General features: G+C 51.1%; 24 protein-coding genes. 5 read left to right on the forward strand and 19 right to left on the reverse strand.

What is annotated here, in order from left to right; all coding sequences use genetic code 11:
- Positions 1-15: 15 nt before the first annotated feature.
- From ACSVDI_RS10880 to ACSVDI_RS10945, 14 genes are all read right to left on the reverse strand, one after another.
- Positions 16-555, reverse strand: a complete 540-nt coding sequence (locus tag ACSVDI_RS10880; protein WP_457942879.1) for a phosphoribosyltransferase family protein — start codon at positions 553-555, stop codon at positions 16-18.
- Between the two features lie 127 nt (positions 556-682).
- A complete protein-coding gene (locus ACSVDI_RS10885; protein WP_457942881.1) occupies positions 683-1,027 on the reverse strand; it encodes a histidine triad nucleotide-binding protein in 345 nt (114 codons plus the stop codon).
- A gap of 76 nt (positions 1,028-1,103) precedes the next feature.
- Positions 1,104-3,734 carry an alanine--tRNA ligase gene (alaS, locus tag ACSVDI_RS10890; RefSeq protein ID WP_457942882.1) on the reverse strand — a complete coding sequence of 877 codons (2,631 nt, stop codon included), beginning with the start codon at positions 3,732-3,734 and terminating at the stop codon, positions 1,104-1,106.
- A 562-nt stretch (positions 3,735-4,296) separates the two neighbouring features.
- On the reverse strand, positions 4,297-5,892 hold the full coding sequence (locus ACSVDI_RS10895; protein WP_457942884.1) for a peptidoglycan D,D-transpeptidase FtsI family protein: 1,596 nt from the start codon (positions 5,890-5,892) through the stop codon (positions 4,297-4,299).
- A gap of 56 nt (positions 5,893-5,948) precedes the next feature.
- The gene (locus tag ACSVDI_RS10900; RefSeq protein ID WP_457942886.1) at positions 5,949-7,196 is read right to left on the reverse strand and encodes a peptidase U32 family protein; all 1,248 of its coding nucleotides are present in this window, start codon (positions 7,194-7,196) and stop codon (positions 5,949-5,951) included.
- Positions 7,197-7,225: 29 nt separating this feature from the next.
- Complete coding sequence (mltG, locus tag ACSVDI_RS10905) at positions 7,226-8,500, reverse strand: endolytic transglycosylase MltG (protein WP_457942888.1); 1,275 nt, start codon at positions 8,498-8,500, stop codon at positions 7,226-7,228.
- Positions 8,501-8,530: 30 nt separating this feature from the next.
- Positions 8,531-9,127, reverse strand: coding sequence for a 5-formyltetrahydrofolate cyclo-ligase (locus ACSVDI_RS10910; RefSeq protein ID WP_457942890.1), 597 nt, complete (start codon positions 9,125-9,127; stop codon positions 8,531-8,533).
- Complete coding sequence (locus tag ACSVDI_RS10915; protein WP_457942891.1) at positions 9,118-9,654, reverse strand: DJ-1 family glyoxalase III; 537 nt, start codon at positions 9,652-9,654, stop codon at positions 9,118-9,120. The genes ACSVDI_RS10910 and ACSVDI_RS10915 overlap by 10 nt, the downstream gene beginning before the upstream one ends.
- 16 nt (positions 9,655-9,670) lie before the next feature.
- Complete coding sequence (locus ACSVDI_RS10920; protein WP_457942893.1) at positions 9,671-10,555, reverse strand: GNAT family N-acetyltransferase; 885 nt, start codon at positions 10,553-10,555, stop codon at positions 9,671-9,673.
- Entirely contained in the window at positions 10,552-11,460 is a 909-nt protein-coding gene (locus tag ACSVDI_RS10925; RefSeq protein WP_457942895.1) for a DUF2156 domain-containing protein, read from the reverse strand. Before ACSVDI_RS10925 ends, ACSVDI_RS10920 begins: the two co-directional genes overlap by 4 nt.
- On the reverse strand, positions 11,447-12,142 hold the full coding sequence (locus ACSVDI_RS10930) for a dTMP kinase (RefSeq protein ID WP_457942897.1): 696 nt from the start codon (positions 12,140-12,142) through the stop codon (positions 11,447-11,449). Before ACSVDI_RS10930 ends, ACSVDI_RS10925 begins: the two co-directional genes overlap by 14 nt.
- Position 12,143: 1 nt before the next feature.
- Positions 12,144-12,920, reverse strand: coding sequence for an FAD-dependent thymidylate synthase (gene thyX / locus ACSVDI_RS10935; protein WP_457942899.1), 777 nt, complete (start codon positions 12,918-12,920; stop codon positions 12,144-12,146).
- Positions 12,921-13,154: 234 nt separating this feature from the next.
- Complete coding sequence (locus ACSVDI_RS10940) at positions 13,155-13,787, reverse strand: DUF47 domain-containing protein (protein WP_457942901.1); 633 nt, start codon at positions 13,785-13,787, stop codon at positions 13,155-13,157.
- A gap of 120 nt (positions 13,788-13,907) precedes the next feature.
- A complete protein-coding gene (locus ACSVDI_RS10945; RefSeq protein WP_457942902.1) occupies positions 13,908-14,909 on the reverse strand; it encodes an anion permease in 1,002 nt (333 codons plus the stop codon).
- 427 nt (positions 14,910-15,336) lie between these two features.
- Between ACSVDI_RS10945 and ACSVDI_RS10950 the strand changes: the two genes are divergently transcribed.
- On the forward strand, positions 15,337-15,504 hold the full coding sequence (locus tag ACSVDI_RS10950) for a hypothetical protein (protein WP_457942904.1): 168 nt from the start codon (positions 15,337-15,339) through the stop codon (positions 15,502-15,504).
- Positions 15,505-15,608: 104 nt separating this feature from the next.
- Positions 15,609-16,880, forward strand: coding sequence for a uracil permease (uraA, locus tag ACSVDI_RS10955; RefSeq protein WP_457942906.1), 1,272 nt, complete (start codon positions 15,609-15,611; stop codon positions 16,878-16,880).
- 82 nt (positions 16,881-16,962) lie between these two features.
- Here the strand turns inward: uraA and ACSVDI_RS10960 are convergent, their stop codons facing one another.
- Both ACSVDI_RS10960 and ACSVDI_RS10965 read right to left on the reverse strand, forming a co-directional pair.
- Positions 16,963-17,226 carry a glutaredoxin family protein gene (locus ACSVDI_RS10960; RefSeq protein WP_457942908.1) on the reverse strand — a complete coding sequence of 88 codons (264 nt, stop codon included), beginning with the start codon at positions 17,224-17,226 and terminating at the stop codon, positions 16,963-16,965.
- 189 nt (positions 17,227-17,415) lie between these two features.
- Entirely contained in the window at positions 17,416-17,631 is a 216-nt protein-coding gene (locus tag ACSVDI_RS10965) for a hypothetical protein (RefSeq protein ID WP_457942910.1), read from the reverse strand.
- 174 nt (positions 17,632-17,805) lie between these two features.
- Here ACSVDI_RS10965 and ACSVDI_RS10970 point away from each other — a divergent pair, with 174 nt between their 5' ends.
- Positions 17,806-19,287, forward strand: coding sequence for a recombinase family protein (locus ACSVDI_RS10970; protein WP_457942912.1), 1,482 nt, complete (start codon positions 17,806-17,808; stop codon positions 19,285-19,287).
- A gap of 136 nt (positions 19,288-19,423) precedes the next feature.
- Positions 19,424-20,011 carry a hypothetical protein gene (locus ACSVDI_RS10975; protein WP_457942914.1) on the forward strand — a complete coding sequence of 196 codons (588 nt, stop codon included), beginning with the start codon at positions 19,424-19,426 and terminating at the stop codon, positions 20,009-20,011.
- Positions 20,012-20,086: 75 nt separating this feature from the next.
- Here ACSVDI_RS10975 and ACSVDI_RS10980 read toward each other — a convergent pair whose 3' ends face one another.
- Entirely contained in the window at positions 20,087-22,411 is a 2,325-nt protein-coding gene (locus ACSVDI_RS10980) for an ATP-dependent helicase (protein ID WP_457942916.1), read from the reverse strand.
- A 95-nt stretch (positions 22,412-22,506) separates the two neighbouring features.
- Here ACSVDI_RS10980 and ACSVDI_RS10985 point away from each other — a divergent pair, with 95 nt between their 5' ends.
- Entirely contained in the window at positions 22,507-22,752 is a 246-nt protein-coding gene (locus tag ACSVDI_RS10985) for a hypothetical protein (RefSeq protein WP_457942918.1), read from the forward strand.
- Positions 22,753-22,906: 154 nt separating this feature from the next.
- Here the strand turns inward: ACSVDI_RS10985 and ACSVDI_RS10990 are convergent, their stop codons facing one another.
- Together ACSVDI_RS10990 and ACSVDI_RS10995 are read right to left on the reverse strand one after the other, a co-directional pair.
- On the reverse strand, positions 22,907-23,701 hold the full coding sequence (locus ACSVDI_RS10990) for an ABC transporter ATP-binding protein (protein ID WP_457942920.1): 795 nt from the start codon (positions 23,699-23,701) through the stop codon (positions 22,907-22,909).
- Positions 23,694-24,629 (reverse strand): ABC transporter permease, encoded by a 936-nt coding sequence (locus ACSVDI_RS10995; RefSeq protein ID WP_457942922.1) that lies wholly within the window; start codon positions 24,627-24,629, stop codon positions 23,694-23,696. Before ACSVDI_RS10995 ends, ACSVDI_RS10990 begins: the two co-directional genes overlap by 8 nt.
- Between the last annotated feature and the right edge of the window lie 59 nt (positions 24,630-24,688).

Below are 24,688 nucleotides of genomic sequence, written 5' to 3' on the forward strand. Positions count from 1 at the left end.
CATTTCCTCCGGAAATTATTTAAAGAAGAGCGGAAGGGGTTCCAGATAAATAATATCGTCCCTGTCCTTCGCGTCGCCCTCTGCAAGAACACAAGCGCGACCGACTATATTGCCGCCGAACTGCTTTACCAAATCTTCCATGGCAGCAAGGGACTCACCGGTGCTGATGACATCGTCCACAATCAGCACGCGCTTACCGTTCAAGCCCTTATAGTCATCCTCCGCTAAGTACAGCTTCTGCACATGGTCGGTGGTAATGGATTTTACCTCCACGTGAATCGGGTTGCGCATATATGCCTTCACGCTTTTGCGCGCGACCACATAACGGCGGCAGCCCTGCCGTGCCATTTCGTAGCAAAGCGGAATCCCCTTGGTTTCCGCAGTGACCACAACGTCGTGTTCCGGGCACTTTGCCAACAGAGCCGCTGCGGCTTTCTCCGTAATTTCCACGTCGCCAAGCATAACAAAGCCTGCAATGTCCAACTTATCGCTGATTGGGCAGATTGGCAGCTCACGCTCGCAGCCGGCTATGGTCATTTTATAATAGTTCCCCATAATTAAATTCGACCTTTCAAAATGATTCGAAATACGCTGATTCCGCCGTCAAACAGCGGACAAAAGCCGCGGGAGTTCATACCCGGGCGGCTTTTTCATTGAATCAGCATTTTCGGAAATACCTGCATCAGCCGGGAGGCCACTTCATGGAACGGCCGCCAAGCAGATGAAAATGGAGGTGCGGTACGCTTTGACCGCCGTCTTTGCCAACATTGGTAACCACACGGAACCCTTCCGTCAGCTGATTTTCTTCCGCCAGCTTCGCCGCCACCTCAAAAATATGTGCGACGATTCCACTGTTTTCCGAAGTAATCTCCGCCGCGGATGAAATATGCTCCTTAGGAATAATTAAGATATGAACGGGAGCCTGTGGATCCAGATCGTAGAACGCCAACACCCGGTCGTCCTCATACGCTTTTTTTGAAGGAATTTCCCCTTTTGCAATCTTGCAAAAAACGCAGTCCAAACTCATCCCTCCTTGAATCGGTTTGCCCCGTGGGAACCGTATCATTCCCACGGAACACAAACACAACAGTAATATTATAAACTCACTTGATTAGATTCGCAACAATTTTTTTTGCTTCGGCCATTGCCGCTTCCAGCTTGGAAAGGTCCTTCGCACCCGCCATGGCACTGTCCGGACGACCGCCGCCGTTGCCGCCCGCAAGCTGGGCAACCTGACGGACAATCTGACCCGCATTCACGCCTTTTGCGAGCGCGTCTTTAGCAACACAGGCGGCAATGTTCGCCTTGCCGTTTGTGGTTCCGGCCAGCACGGCCACCATGTTCGGAGCGTGGTCACGTACCTTGTCACACATGGCGCGCAGCGCGTTCGGTTCGGTTCCCGGGAAAATTCCGGTGATGACCTGTACGCCATTGATTTCTTCCGCGCTCGCGAACAGGCTTTCAATCTGAATTGCGGCCAGCTTGGAATTTAAAGACTCAATGGTGCGGTCCTTTTCCTTCAGTTCCGCGGCGAGCTGCGCAGCTTTGCCAGCCAGTTCCGCGGTGCTGTTCAGCTTCAGGACGGAAGCTGTTTCGTTCATCTGCTCCAGGGTCTGGTTCAAAAGCCCAAGCACGCCGAAACCGGTCACGCCCTCAATTCGGCGCACACCCGCCGCAACAGAGCTTTCGGACACAATCTTAAACAGGCCGAGCTTCGCGGTATTGTCCATATGCGTGCCGCCGCAGAATTCTTTCGAGAAATCTCCGGCACTCACCACGCGGACAATATTGCCGTATTTTTCCCCGAACAATGCCATGGCACCGAGCTTTTTCGCTTCTTCAATCGGCATTTCGCGGCATTCCACCGGAATGGCGCTCAGAATCACTTCGTTGACCAACGTTTCCACCTTATGGAGCTCTTCGGCGGTCAGCGCGGAAAAATGCGTAAAGTCAAAACGCACATGCTGTGCAGTGACCAGCTGGCCGGCCTGCTCCACGTGGTCGCCCAAAACCTTGCGCAGGGAAGCCTGCAGCAGATGCGCCGCAGTGTGGTTGCGCATGGTGGCAAGGCGAATTTCACGGTCGACACGCGCAGTGACTTCTTCGCCCACACGAATCTCACCCGCGTCCACCACAGCGTGGTGCAAAACGTTCTTTGCGTGGTTTTTGTTGGTGTCGTTGACCGTCAGCATCGCGTCGGAAGACTCGATTTTTCCAACGTCACCGACTTGGCCGCCGCTTTCCGCGTAAAACGCGGTCTGGTCCAGCACTAGGATGACTTCATCCCCCGCTGTTGCGGATTCCACGCGTTCGCCGTCGCGGATTATTGCCTGTACCTTCGCCTTGGTTTCCATGGTCTCGTAACCAAGGAACTTGGTTTCCAGGACTCCCTCCAGCAGGTCGCTTTCGCCCGCCCAGGCATCCGCGCCTGCGTTCCGGCGTGCCGCACGCGCACGGTCCTTCTGTTCCTTCATCAGGCGGTGGAATTCTTCCTCGTCCACGGTCATGCCGCGCTCCGCAACGATTTCCTTAGTCAGGTCGAGCGGGAAGCCATAGGTGTCGTTCAGGCGGAACGCATCCGCGCCGGAAAACACCTTGCTGTCCGCCTGGTCAATGTAGCTGTTCAAAAGCTGCAGGCCCTGGTCGATTGTTTTCGCAAAACTTTCCTCTTCCACGCTGATCAGCTTTTTAATCATTGCACGCTTTTCATCCAGTTCAGGATAAGCGTTTTTATTCTCATTAATGACCGTATCCGCAACCTCGGAAAGGAAAGTGCGGTCAATGCCGAGCAAACGGCCGTGGCGCGCCGCACGGCGCAGCAGGCGGCGCAGCACGTAGCCGCGTCCTTCGTTGGAGGGCATCACGCCGTCGCCAATCATAAAGGTTGTGCTGCGGATATGGTCGGTAATAACACGCAGGGAAATGTCTTTTTTCGGGTCTTCCCCATATTTTACATTGGCAATGCGGCAGATATGCTTCATGATGTTCTGCACGGTATCCACAAGGAACAGGTTGTCCACGCCCTGCATAATGCAGGCAAGGCGCTCCAAACCCATGCCGGTGTCGATATTCGGGTGCTCCATCGGAGGATAGTTGCCCTTGCCGTCGCTGTTGAACTGAGAGAACACGACGTTCCAGAACTCTACATAGCGGTCACAGTCGCAGCCGACGCCGCAGGTTGGGGAACCGCAGCCATACTGTTCGCCGCGGTCGAAATAAATCTCGGAGCAGGGGCCGCAGGGGCCGGAGCCGTGCTCCCAGAAGTTATCTTCCTTGCCGAGCCGCACGATATGGGAGGGGTCCACGCCGACTTCTTTGGTCCAGATATCGAACGCCTCGTCGTCGTCCTGATAAATTGTAACCCAAAGCTTGTCAATCGGCATTTCCAGCACCTTGGTGCAGAATTCCCAGGCCCACGCGGTTGCTTCGTGCTTGAAGTAATCACCAAACGAGAAGTTGCCAAGCATTTCAAAATAAGTGCCATGGCGCGCGGTAATGCCGACGCGCTCAATATCCGGCGTGCGGATGCATTTTTGGCAAGTCGTCACACGCTTGCGCGGCGGGGTGACTTCCCCGGTAAAATATTTTTTCATCGGCGCCATGCCGGAGTTGATGAGAAGCAAACTGTTGTCGTCCTTCGGAATCAGCGAAAAACTGGGCAAACGCAGATGCCCCTTTGATTCAAAGAAAGACAGATATTTTTCACGCAGTTCGTTTAATCCGGTCCATTCCATACGAATACTCCATTCCGCCAAAAGGCAAAAGAATCATTTATAAAAGTTAATCTATAAGATTAACTTTGCAGCGCGAAGCTGAACAAACAGCCCACGCGGTTAAGCCAAATCAGTTCATACGCAATCGTTTTTAACCACTGTGGTTTTTACAAAAAAATAAGGCTTCTCCCTCCACAATGGGACGGAAAAACCGTGGTACCACCCAAATTGCGCAAAATGCGCCGCTCGAATCCCTTAACGCGGGGTACGCCGCGGCTCTTCGCCGCAGGGCTGGGGGCTGGCTGACACGGAGACGGATGCGGAAATCTTTCAGCAGATGATTTCCTCTCTGTTGGCACTGCCCGGCGCGTTTCGACCCTTCATCGCCTTTGCTTGTCCATTCGGACTATTGCATTCTTTTTTGATTATAAACGGAAAAAGGAAAGTTGTCAATGAAAATGAACAACGAACAGAACCATAAAATATACCCCAAAAATTATTTAATTCACGAGGCCTTACTGGTTTTCCTGGATGGGAAGTCAAAGAATTCTTTCCGCTTCACGAAAACACAATCTTACATTATTCACTGTTTGGGGTACAGCGCATCCGCAATCTGTTGGAACACCGGTCCACAGGTAGTACCGCCGCCGGAGCCGCCCTCCGCGAAGACGGTGACCACATACTTTGGATGATCCAGCGGATAAAACCCGGCAAACCAAGATTGAACCTGCTCCACCTGATTCACATAGCGGCCGGTCTGAGCGGTCGCCGTTTTTGCGCCGGCTTCTACAAAAGAGGGCTTGCCCTTTCTGCTGGTACCGGTATCGATACTTGCTTTCATAGCCAGGCGAAGCAACTGGGCCGTATGCTCGGAAATCACCCGGTTTCCGGTCTGCGGCGCTGCCTTTTCCGTAAAATTACGGTTTTCATTGACCAGTCCTTCGTAAAGTGTGGGTGCTACGTATATGCCGCCGTCGGCAATCGCGTTCACCATTCCGGTAATTTGCAGCGGAGTAGCCGTCAGTTCACCCTGCCCGAACGAAAAGTTCGCCAACGCACGCGGAATTTTCAGGCTTTGCAGCGTGGGCAGATTCCCTGCACTGGAGGAAAACCCCGGTGCGATTTCAATGGATTTGCCAAAGCCCATGTTCTGGGCCATCTGCAAAAACTTCGACTGCGGCACCATCTGCATCAATTTGACAAAATAGGCATTGCAGGACTGGGCAATGGCCTTTTCCATGTTTTCTTGTCCATGACTTTCGGAATTAAAGCAGTGAACCATGCTGCCGCTTACATCAACCCAACCGGTGCAGGTATACTGGGTATCCGGCGAAATACCATATTCCAGCGCGGCAGAGGCGGAAACCAATTTGAACACGGAACCGACGTTGTAGGCGGAAAGACAGCGGTTTAAAAGCGGCGAATCCTCGCTTTTCAGCGCAGAAGCGACGTCATTCGGGGAAAAATCCGGCAGGCTGACCATAGCGCGGATTTTACAGGAAGGCACTTCGGCAATGACTACAGCCCCCTTCTGCAAATACTTTTTCGCGGCGTCTTCCGCAATCTGCTGAATGTTTTTATCAATCGTAAGTACGACGCCCCGGTTTTGTAAAAAGCTGGAATCGCTGACCTTTTTATCTTCCCCCGACAGCACGCGGTTCAGCGCATCTACTTTGTAAGTCACCGAAATGCTTCCCTGATTTTGCGAAAGCGTTTGGTCAAACGCCTTTTCGATTCCCGTTGTTCCTTTGCCGGTTCCATCCAGATACCCGATAACATGCGGGGCCAGCTGATGGTCAGAATACCGTTTTCGCACCTGAAAGCAGTCAACCCCCGGCGCTTGAACCGTTTGCGGCAGCTTCAGGGAAAATGGTTTCCCCGCGGTAAGGGCCGGATAAATTTCCTCCACGGTTTTTTCCGGAAGAATCTTTCGGAGGGCGGCGGCGCCTTCCACAGTTGGGGAAATAGCGGCGACGATTTCTTGTTTTCCACCCGTCAGGGCATTGCGGTTGCAGTCATAAATGGTTCCCCGTGTCGATGCAATCGTCAGTTTATAGCTGCTTTGCCGGTCAGCGGTGGCAGCCAGCTGCGTTCCACTGGAAAGACGGAACAGATTAAGCACAGATAAAAACATGCAGAGCATGAAAATTCCGAAAAAAACAGCGGTACGTTTGGCCATAAAAATCCCCCCTGTATGGCTATTCTTGCCAAACAGGAGGGTTTTAATCATCGGTATCAGGTTCCGGGTTGGTTTGTTTCGTCGGAACTGCTGCGTTTTTTTCGGAGAATCGCACCTTTGGCGATGGGACAGGAGGTTTTTGCGAATACCGTCATAGTCGCGTGCGGTGCGGACTCAATCGGGCAGCCATCCGCGTCGGTCAATTCTTCCAACGGCAGCAGGTAAGGCGGCTTTCCGGCCTCCAGCACATCCGCCACGTCGCCGCGGAAAAAACGGTTGCGCTGGGAAAGTCTGGCCACGCCGTCTTCGTACCCCTCACAAATGGCGATGACCTCATAGTCGCGTACATAGCCACCGGTGGCCGTTTCCTGCCCCGGTTCTCCACCCAGGTAAAAGCCGGTGCTGTACGCACGGTGGCTGATTTTGTTTAATTCCTCCACAATCCATGGAGAAACCGGTTTTTCCGGATTCCGACGGAACTCGTCAATTGCGCATCGGTAAGCGTTGGTCGTCACCGAAACATAATACGCGGATTTGGCACGCCCCTCGATTTTCAAGCTGGTTACCCCGGCCTTGGCCAGCTCCGGAATATGCTCAATCATGCACATATCCTTGGAATTCAGGATATATGTACCGCGGGCATCCTCTTCAATCGGGAAATACTGCCCGGGGCGCTTCTGCTCCATCAGCGCATACTGCCAGCGGCAGGGCTGCGCGCAGTCACCGCGGTTTGCGTCCCGGCCGGTCATATAGGCCGATAGCAAGCACCGACCGGAAAAGGAGACGCACATTGCACCATGGACAAATGCCTCAATTTCCAGTTTTTTCGGCGTTTTCGCCCGCAGCTGCGCAATTTCCTCCAGATTCATTTCCCGCGCAAGCACCACACGGGAAGCGCCCAGCTCATAAAATGCGTTTGCCGTTTCATAGTTGGCAATTCCCGCCTGTGTGGAAATATGGACCGGAACGTTGGGGGCGTACTTTTTTGCCAAACGCAGCACGCCGAAATCGGCAACAATAAATGCGTCCACACCCGTATTCTGCGCTTCACGCAAAAATTCCGGCAGCCGTTCCAATTCCTCATTGCGGGGAATCGTGTTGCAGGTCAAATAGACCTTAATCCCCTTTTGATGCGCGAGAGCAACCGCCTGTTTCAATTCTTCCGGGGTAAAATTGGCGGGCGCCGTACGCATGCCGAACTCACGCCCGGCAAGATAGACCGCGTCCGCGCCGAAATCGACTGCGGCCTGCAGCCGTTCCATATCGCCCGCAGGCGCAAGGAGTTCCAATTGATTTTCCGTCATTGCTGTGTATCCTGTCCTTTGCTCTCCGGTTATTTCAATCCGGCCTTTTTCAAATTTGCTTCGTGCTGGGCGTTGGTCTTTGCGTAATATGCCTTGCCCTTTGCATCGTGGCAGAAGTAGTAGTAGCTGGTTTTTGCCGGGTTCAATGCGGCGCCGATGGCTTCTGTACCCGGATTGCAGATTGGCCCGGGCGGAAGCCCTTGAATAGTATAAGTGTCGTAACGGCTCTTGTATGTGTCGCGGATATTGGACGGCACCGCCGCCTTCGAGCGGTACGGATAATAAGTGGTAGGGTCAGAACGCAGGCGGGTCAGGTCACCCTTTCCGCCGCTGGCCAACCGGTTATGGAATACCGAGGAAATGTTGTACATATCCTCTTTATCCGCAGCCTCCGCCTGAATCATGGAGGCAAGCGTAAGTAACTGATCCACCGTAAGCTTTTGAGCGGACGCGGAATTTCGAATTTCCTGCGTCAGCTTCTTGTTGCAGTTGTTCAGCATTTTCCGGATAACCGCCTCGGGCTTCTCATCCTTATAGAATTCGTAAGTATCTGGGAACAGGTAGCCTTCCAGCTTGTAATAGCGGTCTTTCGGATTCGTAATCTGCTGGATAATCTCGAATTTGCTGTCAAAATCCGTCGTGTTCAGAGCGGCAAGAAAGTCCTTGGCGGTGCAAACACCGCCCTTTTCCAGTTGATCGGCAATTTCAAGCGCGTTGGCGCCTTCCTTAAATGTCAGTTTCACGGTGTCGACACGGTTCAGGTTGGATTGAAGCGTATAGATGAGCGCCTGATAATCCATACTGGTGTCAAGCTGAAAGCTGCCGTTGTTATAATGGCCCTCTGCCTTTGTCAGTTTGGAATAAAGCTGGAAAAAGTCCGGGTTGCGAATCACACCGGCGCGCTCCAAAATATCAGCAACCTGTTTGCCGTTTGCATTTTTCGGGATTTCCACCGTCAGCGTAACTTTTTCCCTTCCCACCGCCAGCATATCATTAATGCCATTGATGGCGAACCGGGCAAGCAGGGTAGAAGTCAGCAGCACCATAACCAGCCAAATCATGCGGAAAAAAAAGCGGTTTTTTCGTCCTTTTTCCTTATTGCGCCATTGATGGGCTCTCTCCGCCCGGTCGCTCGCCTGCAGTTCCTGCTGTTTGGCGCGCTGCCGAGCGCGCGGGTCACTGAAACTTTGAAGCGTATTATCTTCTTCCTGCGGCTGTCCGATCGTGTCATCCTCGATATTCAGCCTGAAATTTTCTACTTTTCTGCGCCTTCTAAGCTCGTGCAGCTGATCGTCATCTTGCATCGGTTTCCCTCCCGTCGTATCCGGCGGATATCAGCGGTGCTGATTCGCCATTCGTCTGACATACTTTTCCGTAATCAGAATATCAACCGATTGATCGTAATAGCCGTGCGGCAAATTCCACTGCACACAGCCGGAATAGCAGATTCCAACCGTTGTGCCTTTAAAATCCGCCAGAAAACGGTCATAATAGCCTTTTCCGTAACCCAAACGGAACCCCTGCGCGTCGAAGCTTAACCCGGGAACAATGCAAAGCCCCTTTTTCCCGCGCGGAACCAACCGGCATTTCTCCGGCACGGGTTCCATCACGCCAAAGCAGCCTTTTTCCAGATCGTCCAGGGAAGTAATGTAGTAAAATTCCATATCGAACGTTTCCGGAAGGCAGCGCGGCACGGCAACCTTTTTGTGGTTGGCCAGCGCCGCTTGAATCAGGGCGTACGTATCCACTTCAATGGGTTTGCTGACGTAAGTAAATAAAGTATCCGCTCCGGCGTATTCGTTCAGCGCAAGCAGTCGGCTTTGGATTGCGGAGTCCAAAGATACCTTATGCTCCGGCTCCAGCCGTTCCCGAAACTGCCGGTAACGCGCCCGAAGATTTTGTTTCACCTGTTTAATATTTCTTACATACATTGCATATTTTTCCGGATTGCCTCGGATTTCTCCGACCCGTAAAGTACCTCCACCAGTTTCAGCGCGAAATCCACAGCGACTCCCGCGCCCTTTCCTGTAATGATCGTTCCGCTCACGCAGACCGCTTCGCCTGTAACCCGCTGGGCACCCAGTTCTTCCTCGTAACCGGGGAAGCAGGTTGCCTCATGGCCCTTTAAAAGCCCCATATGCCCCAGAATGGACGGCGCCGCGCAAATAGCCGCAATCGGCTTTCCCTGCTGTGCGCAGGTACGCACTGCGGTGCGCATGGTTTCACAGCGCTCCAGGTCTTTGGTGCCCGGGCCGCCCGGCAGAATCACCATGTCGATTTGGGAAAGTTCCACTTCCCGCTCTTCCAGATCGGCTGTCACTGGGATCCCGTGGGAACCGACAATCTGTTTCTTGCCAACCCCAACCGTTCTGAGCTCCGCGCCTGCACGGCGGAGAACATCCACCGTTGCCAGGGCCTCGATTTCCTCAAAACCGTCTGCCAGAAATAGATAAATCATACTGCATCCTCCTTCACTAGTCAAGAGAAAGTCCAAGATACGGCGCTCCGGTTTCGGGTGTTACCGCATCCAGTGCGGCGCCGCCAATGGGTTTTATCATGCCGAACGGCACCGTTTCGCTTTCCCCTGCGGGAAAAGCGCTGTCAGTCGAGAGACGGAACTGGTACTGTGCCGCCGGCATCTGCTGAATTAGGTTGGCGGCAAGGTCTGGAAACGTCGCTTCCTCTGCCATCAGCTCCAACACTGCGACCGTGTCCTCATTCAGCCGGCGGCAGAGCGCGTAGGCAGGGCGGCCGCCGGTCAGAGAAGTCACAAGGCGGTCGCCGTACACGCCGCCCATTCCGACCGCGAACGCAAACGCTTCGTCACTCCAAAGGACGGACCCGACGCGATGCTCCAGCTTTTCCCTGCGAAGATCGTTTAAAAGCGGCACGGTCAGCGCCGCTTTTCCAATGACGCCGGTTTCTGCCATGGTGCACAGCTTTTCCATCGGGACCGTAAGCATGCGCGCCTGAAAGAACGGCTGATATTCCGATTTCTGATAAAACGGATAAAGCTCTTTTGTCGCGGGCAGCACCACGGAATACTGGTCCCCCCGCTGTGCGCCCACCAATGCAGCGGCAGCAAGCAGCGCAGCCATAAAGCCACGGGAGCGGTACTGCGGCAAAGTTGCCGCGGCGTAAATATAGTGTGCCTGCGCAGTGCCGTGTTTGGAAACAACCGAGGCCGGCAGCAGGTAAACCGCAGCAGCAGTCTTTCCTCCGATTTGATATACCAGACTGTTTTCCGGGCGAAAATAGTTGTTCAGAAAATAGCCCGCGGGGCGCTTCGGTTCCTCAAAACAAATTTGCCAAATTTGGGCCAGCTCCCTGCGCATTCCCCAGTCGGCAAAACGAATCATTCCGTTACTTCCTTTGTTTCTTCTTTCAAAGTTACCGCGTATTTTTCTAGAAGAATGGCCGGGTGATACGACAGCTTCGCCTTGCGAAGCCCCTCGATTCCCATGTCCTCTTCCCGGTTCACATATTCATAGCCGGCAAGATGCCGGGCGGCGAATTCATGGTTAATGGCAACGTAAAGACCGTTGTAGCCATCCAATGCCTTTTCAAAGTGAAGCAGGTAAGTTTTCGGGTTGATTTCCTCCCCAATGGTGAATGCCACCGGCTTGCCTTCAATGCGGATTAACCCGCCAGCCAGCTCCAGTTCGTCAAAATGGTCCAGCGCTTTTCTCAGCGCACAGCCTTCCATCTGGGAATCCCACTGTTCGCATCCGCCGTTTGCTTCACACCATTGCCGCGCCACAGTGCGGCAATCCTCCAGATTATCCTGCGTAATGTCCTCGTAGCTCCAGTCATAGGCGCGGTTGAACTGCGCCAGATGATTGCGCTTTCCATGGTACTTTCGTCCCGAAAGGTTAATTAAATCTTCCGTGCGATAAATATAGTCCGAGCCATTGCGGTCAAGCTGGAAAACAAACCGGCCGGGATAATAATTTTCCAGCTCCTGCACGCCCTCTTTCGTAACTCCCCACATTTTAAACGGGAAGCCGCGTTCTTTCGCATCCTGAATCAGGTCTTCCACTGCTTCATACGGATTGGTTCCGCCAATCGGAAAATTATAGGAATGATATGGTCCGCCGGAAGCCAGCAGCATGTGGTCTTTATAACGGCAAACCTTGGAAAAGTAGCTGTCCTTCCAAATATACAGCGTGCCGAATGCAGCTTCACTTCCCATATTTCCGCTGTTCACCAAAAAAGGCTTCATCCATTTCCGATCCTCAAGCGTGGGAAATTCAAATTGAAACATAAAAAGGTAGTTCCTCCGATATTACTTTAATAATTTCACGGTGGATTTCCTCCACCGTGCGCGGTTCCGCATTTTCCCCGGTGCCATTGGCGCAGCGGATCACTTTCCAGTGAAGCCGCTTGCCGGCGTACAGGGCACTTTCACGGCATTCGCTCAGATATGCCGCATTCTTTTCGTGAATATCCTTTTTCTTTTCGTCGCCCTGATAGCGCTGGGTCAAAAGTTTTTGCGAGACCTCCTGCGGCATGTCAAGATAAAGAGTAAGGTCGGGCCTTGGAAGGCCAAGCTTACCATACTCGTAATCCTGAAGCCAGTCGATAAAGCTTTCCCGCTCCGCTTTGGGAACCTTGGAAAGCTGAAACACAAGATTGGAAGTCGTATAGCGGTCGGCTACAATCAGCGAACCGTTTTCGTATTCTTCCCGCCAATACCTCATATAACTCGCGTACCGGTCTACGGCGAAAAAAGAAGACGCCGCGTACGCGTTGACTGTGTTCGGATCCTTTCCGAATTCCCCGTTCAAATACATTTTCACGAGCGCGGAAGATGGTTCCGCGTAATCCGGAAAAGAAATGTGGCGCAGACGGATACCCCGCCCCGCAAGCGCCTCGCAGAGCAGAGAGGTTTGCGTCCCCTTTCCGCTGCCGTCAAGGCCTTCCAAGGCGATTAATTTTCCCGTCATGTTATTCTTCCCCTATTCCGTTAAAAAAATTTCGAACCTCCGCCATTCTGCCGCAGGACATTTTCCCCTCCGGGCACGCACCGCGCAGGCAGGGCGGGCCGGAATGGCCGAACAGGTTGGGGGCTACTTCGCGAACCAGACGAAGCATTTCAATCGCAACCGCACGGATTTCCCATTGGGCACGGTTGCAGCAACGGTGGGCAAAGAAATTATAAAGTGAACGCGCGTTGAACGTGCAAATCAGTTTGGTCGTGCACGCATTGGGCAGCACAAACCGGGCGTCTTCAATCGCCATCTTCTGTGCAGCCCGGTCCGCAGCTTTTTCGTCCAAACTCTTGTCCGCCTGCATCAGTTCTTTTTTGTGCTTCTCCTTCAGCAGTTCGGTCAGCTTTTCATAATGACGCTGGTCTTCCTCCATCGCGGCCAAAAATTCGGCCCGCGCCTCGGGGATAGCATCTATTTCCGGCGGTACCACATATTCAAAGTGTGTTTCCGTCACATAGCGCTGGCTCTGCACGCTGTAAGAAGCAATCCGGTGCCGGGTAATTTGGGCCAACAGGGAACGCGACACCCCTTCGATACCAAAGGTGAACGAAGCGTGTTCAATCGGGCTTTCGTGCCCAATTTCCGCCAGCATGTCCACAAAAGCAGCGGTTTTTTCCGGGGTAAGGCCCTGTGCAATCGTATCGATGGACGCCGGGGAATAGCACAGGCGGGCCGCCTGCGCAACCACTTTTTCCGGCTCCGGTGTATAGGCAATCAGCGTAACTTTCGCCATGAAACAATCTCTCCAAACTGCAATTCTGCAATAAACTATATATGAACAGTAACATTGCGACGGTTCCGGCATGGGAAACGCCGTAATGAAAAGGTCGATATCGCGTTTATTATAACAAACTATAGGGAAGTGTTCAACACTAAAAAAGCTCACCCGGGCGGGTGAGCTTTTCCCAGTCCTGTTTGAAAGCAATCCGTCAGGCATACTGATTTTTGAAACAGGGCCGGGGGTAATTCATGTATTGGAAATAATTATCTGCTCCGCAATATCGGCGACATCTTCGCAATAATCCAACGCATTTTCCAGCGTATTGTAAAGATTCTGCAGTCGAATAACGTCAATCATTTCCATCTTATTTTCCGGGTCAAACAGGGTACGCATGGCTTCGCTGAACACCGCGTCCCCTTCCTCTTCCAGATGGTTGACCATAACGGTCATTTCCTTAATACTCTTGCCGTTTTTCTTGAACTGCTTGAAATCGCTCATCAATTTACAAAGGCCTTCGCAGCTTTTCACTACCAGATCGACCATCTTTACCGTCGTTTCGTTGGCCTTTGTGATATGCATCATGTAAATTTGATTGGCTATGTCGTCGATGCTGTCGGTAATCGCTTCAATGGAACGAACCATGCTCATCATATCGGAACGGTCAATCGGTGTCATAAATGCGTCGGAAATCAGAGAGGTACATTCATGCACATGCTTGTCGCCTTCATGCTCAATGTCTTTCAGCTTCTTGATTTCTTCCTTGTCAATTACTCCGTCGGAAAAAGAAGACTGAAGCACCTTTGCAGCTTTAAACGAAATACCGATTCCGGTTTCGAACAATCCAAAATAGTCAGGACCTTTTGAAAAAAAATTACTCATACTATTTCCTTACCCTTCAATTCATCATAATATATTGATATCTATCTTCAAACACGTTTTTACAGGGATTTCCTCTCCTTTTCCAATGTAAAAACGCTTTTCGATCCATAGAACCGAAATTTACAGGAAAAACATAAAAACCTTGGTCATTAAAAAGCCCAGAAGGATACATGCCGGGAATGTAAGCACCCAAGCCACCACCATTTCCTGCGCAATACCCCAGTTTACATCAGAAAACCGTCGGGCCGCGCCCGCACCCATCATGGCAGTACCTTTCGTGTTGGTTGTGGAAAGCGGAATTCCCGAAAACACCGTGGTAATCAGCATACAGGCAGATGCAACGATTTCCGCGGAAAAGCCCTGATATTTTTCAAGCTTCACCATATCTACGCCCATAGTCTTAATAATTCGGTAGCCGCCTATGGAAGTACCGAATGCCATCACCAGTGAGCAGAGGATCATAATCCACCATGCAATGGGAACCGTTTCCGGGACCGGCTGGTTTTGAGCGAGGTAAAGGACCAAAACGAACACGCCCATAAATTTCTGGCCATCCTGCGCGCCATGGCTGGTTGCCATAAGCGCAGCGGAAGCAATCTGCCCTATGGAAAAAAGGCGGTTGGCTTTGGCCCGTTTCATGTGCCGGAACAAAAATCCGACCAGTTTTGTCACAAGATAAGAAGCAGCAAACCCGACTACGGTGGAGATTAAAATGCCCCACAGAACCTTTTCGAATTCGCCCCATTTAAACGCGCTGAGCCCACTGTAGGCGATTCCGGAGCCCATCAGTCCTGCAATCAACGCGTGGCTTTCGCTCGTGGGAATTCCAAATTTCCAGGCGGTCAGCGACCAAATTACAATCGAAAGCTGCGCTGCGCAAATTGCAACCAGCGGGCTTGTCCCGGTGCCGACATCCACCAGGTTGGCAATGGTGCTTGCCACAGCCGTGCCAAAACAGGTAATACCCACCAGGTTAAAGAGGGTTGCCATAATAACGGCGAACCTGGGAGAAAGAACCCTGGTTGAAACGACGGTTGCAATCGCGTTTGGGGCGTCTGTCCAGCCATTCACAAAAATGGAGGCGCAGACGAGGAGTAGTGCAACAATAAGCACAGGTGACATGCAATAACCTCATTTCATTTTCTGCACGCCGCTGATTCCGGCGCTTAACATTTTTTCTACAAATCTGTAACTAAAGTATAACAGAATTGAAACCAAAGATAAATAAGCAAGTCCAGCCCAATAAGACGAAATACTATACCGCGGCGGCATATGTTTTTGTACTTATTTTACAGAATCCGTTGAATTTTTTCACAATCAACTATATTTTATTTATCAATATTACTATATTTTTTATATTAAAAATCTCCAACAAAACGAAAAGACAATGGAAACACAACAGTAATATCCAATCGGGAATCTTTTTTAAGAACAGCATTGTTTCTGTCTTTATAAGAATCCTGTAACACAATTAATCCGCCGCCATAAAATGATATTGAGAAACATGGGTTTCAATAAGTAAAGTAAGCAAGGTTAGGAGGATTATTCTATGGATGGTAATTCAGAAACATCTGCAAACGTTCAGGATACAGGATATTTTAAAGAAGCAGTATGCATAGACGCCATGCGCGTATATGATTCATGCAGCGAACAGGATTGTTCAGCTTGGATAGAACCCCCAGACAAAAACTCACAAAATATTCTAAAATGCTATTGACTTTTTCAAATTTGAAGCGTAGAATAAAGTGATTTTGCCCGGGTTCGGCAAAATTCTTGGAATCTTCGCGAAGGATTACCAAAATTAATGAATGAGGTGTCGCTATGCAAAGAGAAATTATCCATGTGGAAGAAAGAATTCCGATACCAAAAGCCATCCCGCTCAGTTTACAGCATATGTTCGCCATGTTTGGCGCATCCGTTATTGTTCCCCTTACCTTTCATATTAACCCAGCGATTGTGTTGCTTATGAATGGTATTGGAACATTGCTTTTCATTTTAATAACAAAGGGTAAAGCTCCCGCATATTTAGGCTCCAGCTTCGCATTTATCTCGCCGGTTTTAGTGATTATGGGTAATTCGTCCATGAATTATCGATATGCACTCGGTGGATTTATCGTGGCTGGAGCTGTTTTTTGCCTTGTTGCCATAATTATCCGGTTTTGCGGGACGAATTGGATTGATATCGTTCTGCCCCCCGCAGCCATGGGCTCAGTTGTCGCACTGATCGGTCTAGAGCTGGCAGGGAACGCCGCACAGTCCGCCGGAATTGTGGCAACCGCCGAAAAAGCAGTCGACCCGAAAGCAGTCGCCGTCTTTTTAGTTACACTGCTGATTGCCGTCTTCGGTTCCGTGCTGTTCCGCGGATTTTTCTCCGTCATTCCGATTTTGATTGCCATCGTTGTAGGCTATGTCCTCTCCTGCATCCTTGGCCTCGTCAATTTTGAACCGGTGGAACAGGCTGCCTGGTTCGCCCTTCCGAACTTTGAAACGCCAATTTTTAACATGAACGCCATTTTAATTGTCATTCCGGCCACTTTGGTGATTATTTCAGAACATATCGGCCACCAGCTGGTTACCAGCCAAATTGTGGGGCGCGACCTGATTAAAGAACCGGGCCTTCACCGCACCCTTTTAGCAGACGGTCTTTCCACCATACTTTCCGGTTTCTGCGGTTCCGTTCCGACAACCACCTATGGGGAAAATATCGGGGTTATGGCCATTACCAAAGTGTACAGCGTACAGGTAATCGGCGGCGCAGCCGTAATCTCCGCAGTGGTTGCCTTTATCGGTAAAGTTTCCGCGCTGATCCAGACAATTCCCGGCCCGGTCATCGGCGGCGTCAGCTTCCTTCTGTACGGTATGATTGCAACGTCCGGCATTCGCCTTCTGGTGGAATCAAAGGTAGATTACAGCCGTTCCCGCAATCTGGCGCTGACCTCCATTGTATTTATCACAGGACTGAGCGGCGTTTCCATCCCGCTTGGCGCAGTGCAGCTAACAGGCATGGCGCTTGCCACCATTGTCGGCATGATTCTGAGCCTGCTGTTCTTCATCATCGACCATTTCCATCTTGCAAACGACAGTGAATCCTAATCGTTAATTAAAATATATATTATACTGCAAGTATTGGAAAGTCATAGGATACGGATGAAACTATTCGTATCCTATGGCTTTTTCATTGCAAGGCCTCTTGAAAAACCTGCTCCACCTTTTCCAGCGTGGGTACCCCCTCCAGTATTTTTCGACCGTCTACAAAAAAGGTAGGCACATACCAATAATCGTAACCCTCGGTTTTTTCCGGTTCCTTGCTCTCTTCAATCACCTCAATCTGCACCTTCTCGTATTCCGGATGCTGTTTCCGGAGTTGGTCCATCATTTCAAATGCCCGCCTGCAATACGGGCAGGTATCAAGAATCATCATTTTTACCGGTTTCGGCACTTTTCATCATCCTTTCACAAACTGTATTTTCGTCCATTGTCCTCTGAAAAATCAGGTTCATTAAGTCAATTATATGCCAGATGACAACGGCTGTCACCCTTTGTTCCACAGCGTCCATCGCACCGTAGTTCTCCCAATGTCGAATCAACCGAGCTGATTTGACTATTATTCCGCAACGGCAGCATTTTATCACCGGTCGGACTGATTCATTTGAAAAAATCCATCCTGGCTAAGTTTCTTCGTCGTATGAAGGCCGCTTATCTGTACCACTTTTACCGGTGTGCCGAACTGTTCGCTGCAGACCTGCCCGCAGACGTCCAAAAATTCCTCTCGGTTGTTCCCGATTTCCTCCGCGCTTCCGCTTATCATATGGATTTGCACCACCGGTTCTCCGCAATTTTCCATTTCTTCAATTCCTCCTTTATAAGCTGGAAACCTGGGCTTCTTCCGCCCGAAAATCAAGCCAAATCGCCTGTAAAAAATATGTCGGATACGGCACGTCCTATGAGAAGACTGATTCTAAATCGCCGTGCTGGAAAGTAGAATGTGGTGAATCCAATGAAAAGGCGGTGGGAACAAATGAATACGGCGATGTATCTGCGCAAAAGTCGTGCGGAAGAACTGAGCGATACGGTGGAGGAAACTCTGAAACGGCACAGGGAAATCCTGACGGAATACGCGGTTCAAAATGGGCTGACCATAACCGGAATTTACGAAGAGGTGATCTCCGGCGAATCGCTTTACGCCAGACCAAAAATGCTGGAACTGATGGAAGCAGTCGAGCAAGGACAATACGACGCGGTGCTGTGCATGGATATTGACCGCCTCGGACGCGGAACCATGAGCGACCAGGGCATCATTTTGGAAACACTGAAAAATGCAGGGGTAAAAATTATTACTCCCCGTAAAATTTATGATCTAAATAACGAAATGGACGAAACTTATACGGAATTTGAAACCTTTCTTGCTCGACAGGAATTAAAAGCTATCAAGCGCCGGATGCAGCGGGGCATCCGAAAATCGATTGAAGAAGGCGGGTACCTTTCCAATGCACCCTACGGCTACCGGAAAACGACCCAGAATAAGCACCCAACGCTGGCGGTCAACGAGGAGGAGGCTCGGTTTGTACGGCTGATTTTTGAACTTTACGTCCACCAGAGCATGGGGTGCCAGCAGATTGCGGATACACTTAACGCCCTGGGTGCAAAACCGCACCGAGCAGCGTGCTTCGGGCGGACCTCCGTCCTGAAAATTCTGAAAAACCAGGTCTATATTGGGAAAATAGTCTGGAATCAGAAAAGCAGAATCCGCCACGGAAGCCGTGAAGTCATTACGATAAAAAATTCGGAGGAAAACTGGACCGTTGTCGACGGAATTCATCCGCCGATTCTGGACTCGGAACTTTTCCGGCAGGCACAGGCCATCCGCGCTTCCCGCAGCCGGCCGCCCGTGAAATCGGAAAAAACAGAAAATCCGCTGGCCGGGCTCGTCTACTGCGCGAACTGCGGCACCCGCATGCAGCGCCAGATTCTACCCAATGGGGTTCAGCGCCTGCTGTGCCCCCGGCGCGGCTGCATGGCGTCTTCTTCCCTGCCGCTTGTCGAGAAAACCGTTTTGAACAATCTGAAGGCAAGGCTTGGCGAACCGGTCCTTCTGCTGGAACCGCTGCCGTCACCACGGGAAACTGCCGATACAAGCCTGCTAGTTTCCGTCGAAACGCAGAAACGCACGGTTCTTCATCAGTTGGAAACGCTTCACGATTTGCTGGAACAGGGAGTTTACGATACGCAGACCTTCCTTTCCCGGCAAAACGCACTCAACCAAAAATTAGAGGAACTAAAACAGCTCGAATTCAAGCTAAAATCCATTTCTCATATTAACTATGATAAAATTAGTAATAAAACGATTGATTTCTTTTCTTTCTACTGGAACGGTTCCAGCCTTCAAAAAAATCGCATTCTGAAAGCCCTGATTCAAAAGATTATTTATCGCAAACAGAAAGGTGCGCCGGCATCCCAGTTTTTGCTTGATATTTATTTAAAACCCTTCTATCCATCCTGAACATTCTTCTGATAAAGATTGCCTTGAAGATCTGAGAGTCTACTTCCCAACGACTTATCACGACCTGATTGAACACGCGGCGAACGTCAGACTAAAGAGCGCCAGCGTAATCACCGTTTTCCTGGATTTGGAGCCGGTGCCGTTCAACAAGGGGTTTTATTCCATCGACATGACTTTCTTCTTCAATGTATATCTCGACGTCTTCGGGCCGCTGTCTTCGACTCCTACGACCGTCAATGGTGTCTCCATATTCAGCAAAAGAGCCATTCTGTATGGCAGCGAAGGAAACGTAAAAATGTTCAGCTCCGATTATTCGCCGGATAAGCTGGATCAGCAAAACAGCCCGGATGTTCTGCCCAAGGCAACAGTTCAGGTGGCAGAGCCGATTGGACTTTCCGCAAGAATCTGCGACTGCCCGCCGCACGGCTGCGACAGCTGCTGCCGCATTCCGGACAGCATCAGCAACCGCTTTGGCGGAGACCTGGACTTTGGAGGAAGCCGCGCCGTTTACGTTACACTTGGAATTTTCACCATTGTTCAGATTGTCAGAAACGTACAGCTTCTGATTCCGGCATACGACTTCTGCATTCCCGAGAAGGAATGTGTTGCTACATCGGATGACCCCTGTGCAATGTTCCGCCGCATCGATTTCCCGACCGACGAATTCTTCCCGCCGAAGATTACGGACTGCGGATGCGGAGACCGTGGCGGAAAATCCAGGTAAAGAATTCAAAAAGTGCGCAAATACGCAAAAAAACCCGCCTGAAAAATCAGGCGGGTTTTATCGTGTTCTAACCAGTCAGCATTTTTGCAGCCGCGCAAAATTAGCCATCAGCTTTTTGGTTCCAATGGTATCAAAGGCAATTTCCAGAAGGGTGTCGTTGCCCATCGGTGTGGCGGAAACAACCATGCCGTTGCCGAACGTTTTGTGGTACACGCTGTCGCCCGGCTTAAAGCGCACCGCCGGCACCGAACCGCGCGCAATTTCCGCGGGACCGAAGTTGCGCGCCGCTTCCGTAGAAGCCACGCGGGCGTCCCGGGAAGAAGTGGGAAGTACCGTTCCCGGCTGCGGTTTCTTCCAGGAACGCGAACGACTGGTCTCCACCAGTTCCTCCGGAATTTCCTGAATAAAACGTGACGGTTTGTTCCGCACCGTGCTGCCGAAAATCATCCGGCTTTCGGCGTTCAAAATATAAAGCTCTTCCTTTGCACGCGTAATGGCAACATAGGCAAGACGGCGTTCCTCTTCAATTTCCGTCGGATTGTAAATGGCCTGTATTCCGGGGAAGATTCCCTCCTCAAATCCAGGAAGGAAAACGACCGGGAATTCCAACCCCTTCGCGGAATGCATGGTCATCATAACCACGCTGTCGGAGTCTTCGTCGTAATTATCAATATCCGTCATCAGGGATACTTCCTCCAGGAAACCGGAAAGGCTGGCTTCCTCGCCGTTGTCCTCCTGATACTGAATCAGGTTGGAGGCAAGTTCGTTAATGTTTTCAATGCGGTCCTGCGCTTCGTCTCCTTCTGCCGCGCGCAGCGCCTCAATGTAGTTGGTCTTGTCCAAAATCATCTGGTACAGTTCGCTCAGCCGTACGGTTTCGTCCTCCGCCGCTTCAACGAGTTCCTTCATGGTAGAGGCAAACTGAAGCAGCTTTTGCGCGGTACGCTTCAGCGGCTCATATTCATCCGCATGGCAAATTACATCGTACAGGCTTTCGCCAACCTGCTCCGCAATTTCCGAAGCCTGCGCAATCGTTTTGTCGCCGATGGAGCGCTTCGGCTGGTTGATAATGCGGCGCAGACGAATTTCATCGTTTGGATTGTTGATCACGCTCAAATAAGCGATCATATCCTTGATTTCCTTGCGTTCATAGAACCGCAGGCCGCCGATTACACGGTACGGAATGCCGGACTTGACGAACATTCTTTCCAGCGTATTGGACTGGGAGTTCATACGGTACAAAATGGCAAAATCATGGAATTTGCGGCCGTTAGCGACTTCCTCCAGAATTTTTTTCGAAATCTGCTCCGCTTCATCCTGTTCGCTGAACGACGTATGTACCCCGATTTTGTCGCCGGTTTTATTGTCCGTCCAAAGGGTCTTGCCCTTTCGGGAAACGTTGTTCGCAATCACAGCATTCGCGGCATTCAGAATATTCTTGGTGGAGCGGTAATTCTGTTCCAGCCGAATGACCTTCGCCTTTGGGAAGTTTTTTTCAAAGCTCAAAATATTTTCAATGGTTGCGCCGCGGAATTTATAGATGCTCTGGTCGTCGTCGCCGACCACGCAGAGGTTCTGGCTTTTCTGGGCCAACAGATTAACTAACAGGTACTGCGCGTGGTTGGTGTCCTGATATTCATCCACCATCACGTAGCGGAACCGATTCTGATAATAATCCAGTACATCGGGATGATCCTTCAGCAGGAGGACGCAGTTGCAGATTAGATCGTCGAAGTCCATAGCATCCGCGTCCTTCAAGCGGCTCTGGTAAAGGCGGTACGCCTTAGCAATCATGGCAAGCCGATTGTCGGTTCCCGCCTGCCGTTCAAATTCGTCCGGCAGAACCATGCTGTCTTTCGCATGGGAAATTGCAGATAAAATCGCCTTGTAGGACAGCACCTTGTCATCGATGCCAAGCGCCTTCTGGCAGTCCTTCATCAACCGGTGGGAATCGTCGGTGTCGTAGATGGTAAAATGGGCGGAATACCCCAGCCTGTCCGCATCACGCCGCAGCAGTCGCGCACAGGTAGAATGGAACGTGGAAGCCCAAATATCGTTTCCTGGTTCGCCTAGCATAGCCACCAGCCTGTTTTTCAGTTCCCCTGCCGCCTTGTTGGTAAAGGTAATGGCAAGAATCTGCCAGGGTCGGCAAGGATTCACCGCAAGGCGAGCGACGGTTTCCTCTGGAAGGGGAGTGCCCTGTGCCAAAAAGTCATTCACCGCGGACAGATCCAACTCGCCAAACTCCGGGGAAATCTGGCTGCTGGCATACGCGTTGCCGTAGCGAATAATATTGGCAATGCGGTTGACCAGAACCGTGGTTTTTCCGCTGCCCGCACCGGCAAGAATCAAGAGCGGCCCGTCCACATGAAAGACGGCTTCCTTTTGCATATTATTCATTCGGGAGAATTCCTTCTCCAAAACTTTCTTCCGTAAGTCCAGTATTTGATTGCTCGTCATTTTCAATATGAATCCTCCGCCAGAAATAAAAATTTATGAACGCGCTGATGGAATTTTCAGCCTATCAATTCGAAATCATGAAAAGCGATGACCGTGCCTTTCCGCTTCCGACATTCACGTTGCTTTTACTATCGTGCCACAAGTCCACGCACCCAGCCGCCATAAAATTGCGTCCGCCGCCAGGCGGGAAGGCACTTTGTGCCATGCAGCAATTTTTTGAATGTAAAATCAACGCAGTTGATTTTACTATTGTACCTTATTTCACCCGGAATAGCAAATGATTTGATTTTCTCGAAAAATAATATAGAGATTTCTGCAAAATACTCAAACGAGTTGAGCTAAAATACAGAATCCTCCGCCGGGCCGCCATGCTTCAAAAAGGAATGCCGTACAATGAACTGCAGTTCACTGTACGGCACCCCTGCCCGGTTGTATTCAGGAAAGCAGCATCCGGTCGTTGTCCATCGCGCTGCCGCTTGCTTTTTCAAAGAGTTCCAACAGGTCTTTCACCTGAAGGTTCTTCTTTTCTTCCCCTTTTATATCCAGAATAATCCGCCCCTCGTCCATCATAATCAAACGGTTGCCAAGTCGGATGGCGTCGCGCATATTATGAGTGACCATTAAGGTCGTCAAATGATCTCGGCTGATGATTTCATCCGTCAGTTCCAACACCTTACGCGCTGTTTTCGGGTCCAGCGCTGCGGTGTGTTCGTCCAGAAGAAGAAGCTTCGGCTTCTGCAGCGTGGCCATCAGCAGGGTAAGCGCCTGGCGCTGGCCGCCGGAAAGCAGTCCGACCTTGCTGGTCAGGCGGTCTTCCAGACCCAGCTCCAGCGTTTTCAGCTTTTCCCGGTACAGGTCGCGCTCCTCCCTGCGGATGCCCCAGCGGAAACCACGGCTTTTTCCGCGGCGGTATGCCATGGCAAGGTTTTCGTCAATTCCCATGTCAGCTGCGGTGCCGCGCATCGGGTCCTGAAACACCCTACCAAGCAGCTTTGCCCGCCTGTATTCCGGCAGGCGGGTTAGGTCCTCACCGTCCAGCATGATTTTCCCACTGTCGCAGGGAAACACCCCCGCAATCAGATTCAGCATGGTGGATTTTCCTGCGCCGTTACCGCCGATCACTGTAATAAAATCACCGGATTCTATCGTAAGGTTCAGATTCACCAGCGCACGTTTTTCGTTAATAGTATTGGCATTAAAGGTTTTGGATACGTTTTTCAGCTCAATCATTCGGTTCTTCCTCGCTTTCCGCCGGTTTCACTTTGGTAAAGAGTTTGCGCTTCATCACCGGAATCGACAAAGCGATGGCCACCAGAAGGGCGGTCAGCAGCTTCAGGTCGGAAGATTTCAGTCCCAGCTGAAGCACGACCGCAATCATCACACGGTAAATGATGGAACCGACTACCACGGACGCAAGCTTATAGGCAAAGGAAAAACGGTGGCCCATCAGCACCTCGCCGATAATGACGGAAGCCAGACCGATGACGATGGTGCCGGTTCCCATTCCTACATCGCCGAAGTGCTGGTTCTGGGCGACAAGGGCTCCAGATAACCCCACCAGACCGTTACTGAGTACCAGACCGATGATTTTCATCGTATTGGTATTAACGCCCAGGGCGCGTACCATATACTCGTTGTCACCGGTCGCACGAATGGAGGAACCCATTTCGGTGCCGAAAAACCAATATAGAACAGAAATGATTACGATTACGAACAGCAGGCCGATGATTAATGAAATCACATTGCTGCCCACTCCCTTTAAAACGGAGCCAAACTGGTCAAAAATCGTGGAAACGCCCAGCAGCGGCACATTCGAAGCAAAATTGGAAATGCGCAGATTGATGGAATACAGGGCAATCATGGTCAGAATGCTCGCCAGAATCCCGGGAATTTCAAGTTTGGTATGTAAGAAGCCGGTCACAAAGCCGCACAGCATTCCGCCGAGCAACGCCGCCAGCAGCGCAAGCATCGGGTTTACACTATGACTGACCAGCATGGCAGATATAATTCCACCGGTCGCAAAGCTGCCGTCCACCGTCAGGTCGGCAAAATCCAAAACACGGAAGGTAATGTAGACCCCCAGCGTCATAATGCTCCATAAAACACCCTGGGCAACCGCGTCCTGCATGGCCGCGAGCAGGGATTGAATAAATTCCATACTTTAACTTCTCCTTAATGCAGCGTGAGCGATAGGGCCGTTTTCCCTATCGCTACGCG

It is taken from the genome of Caproiciproducens sp. LBM24188 (genome assembly GCF_054130445.1).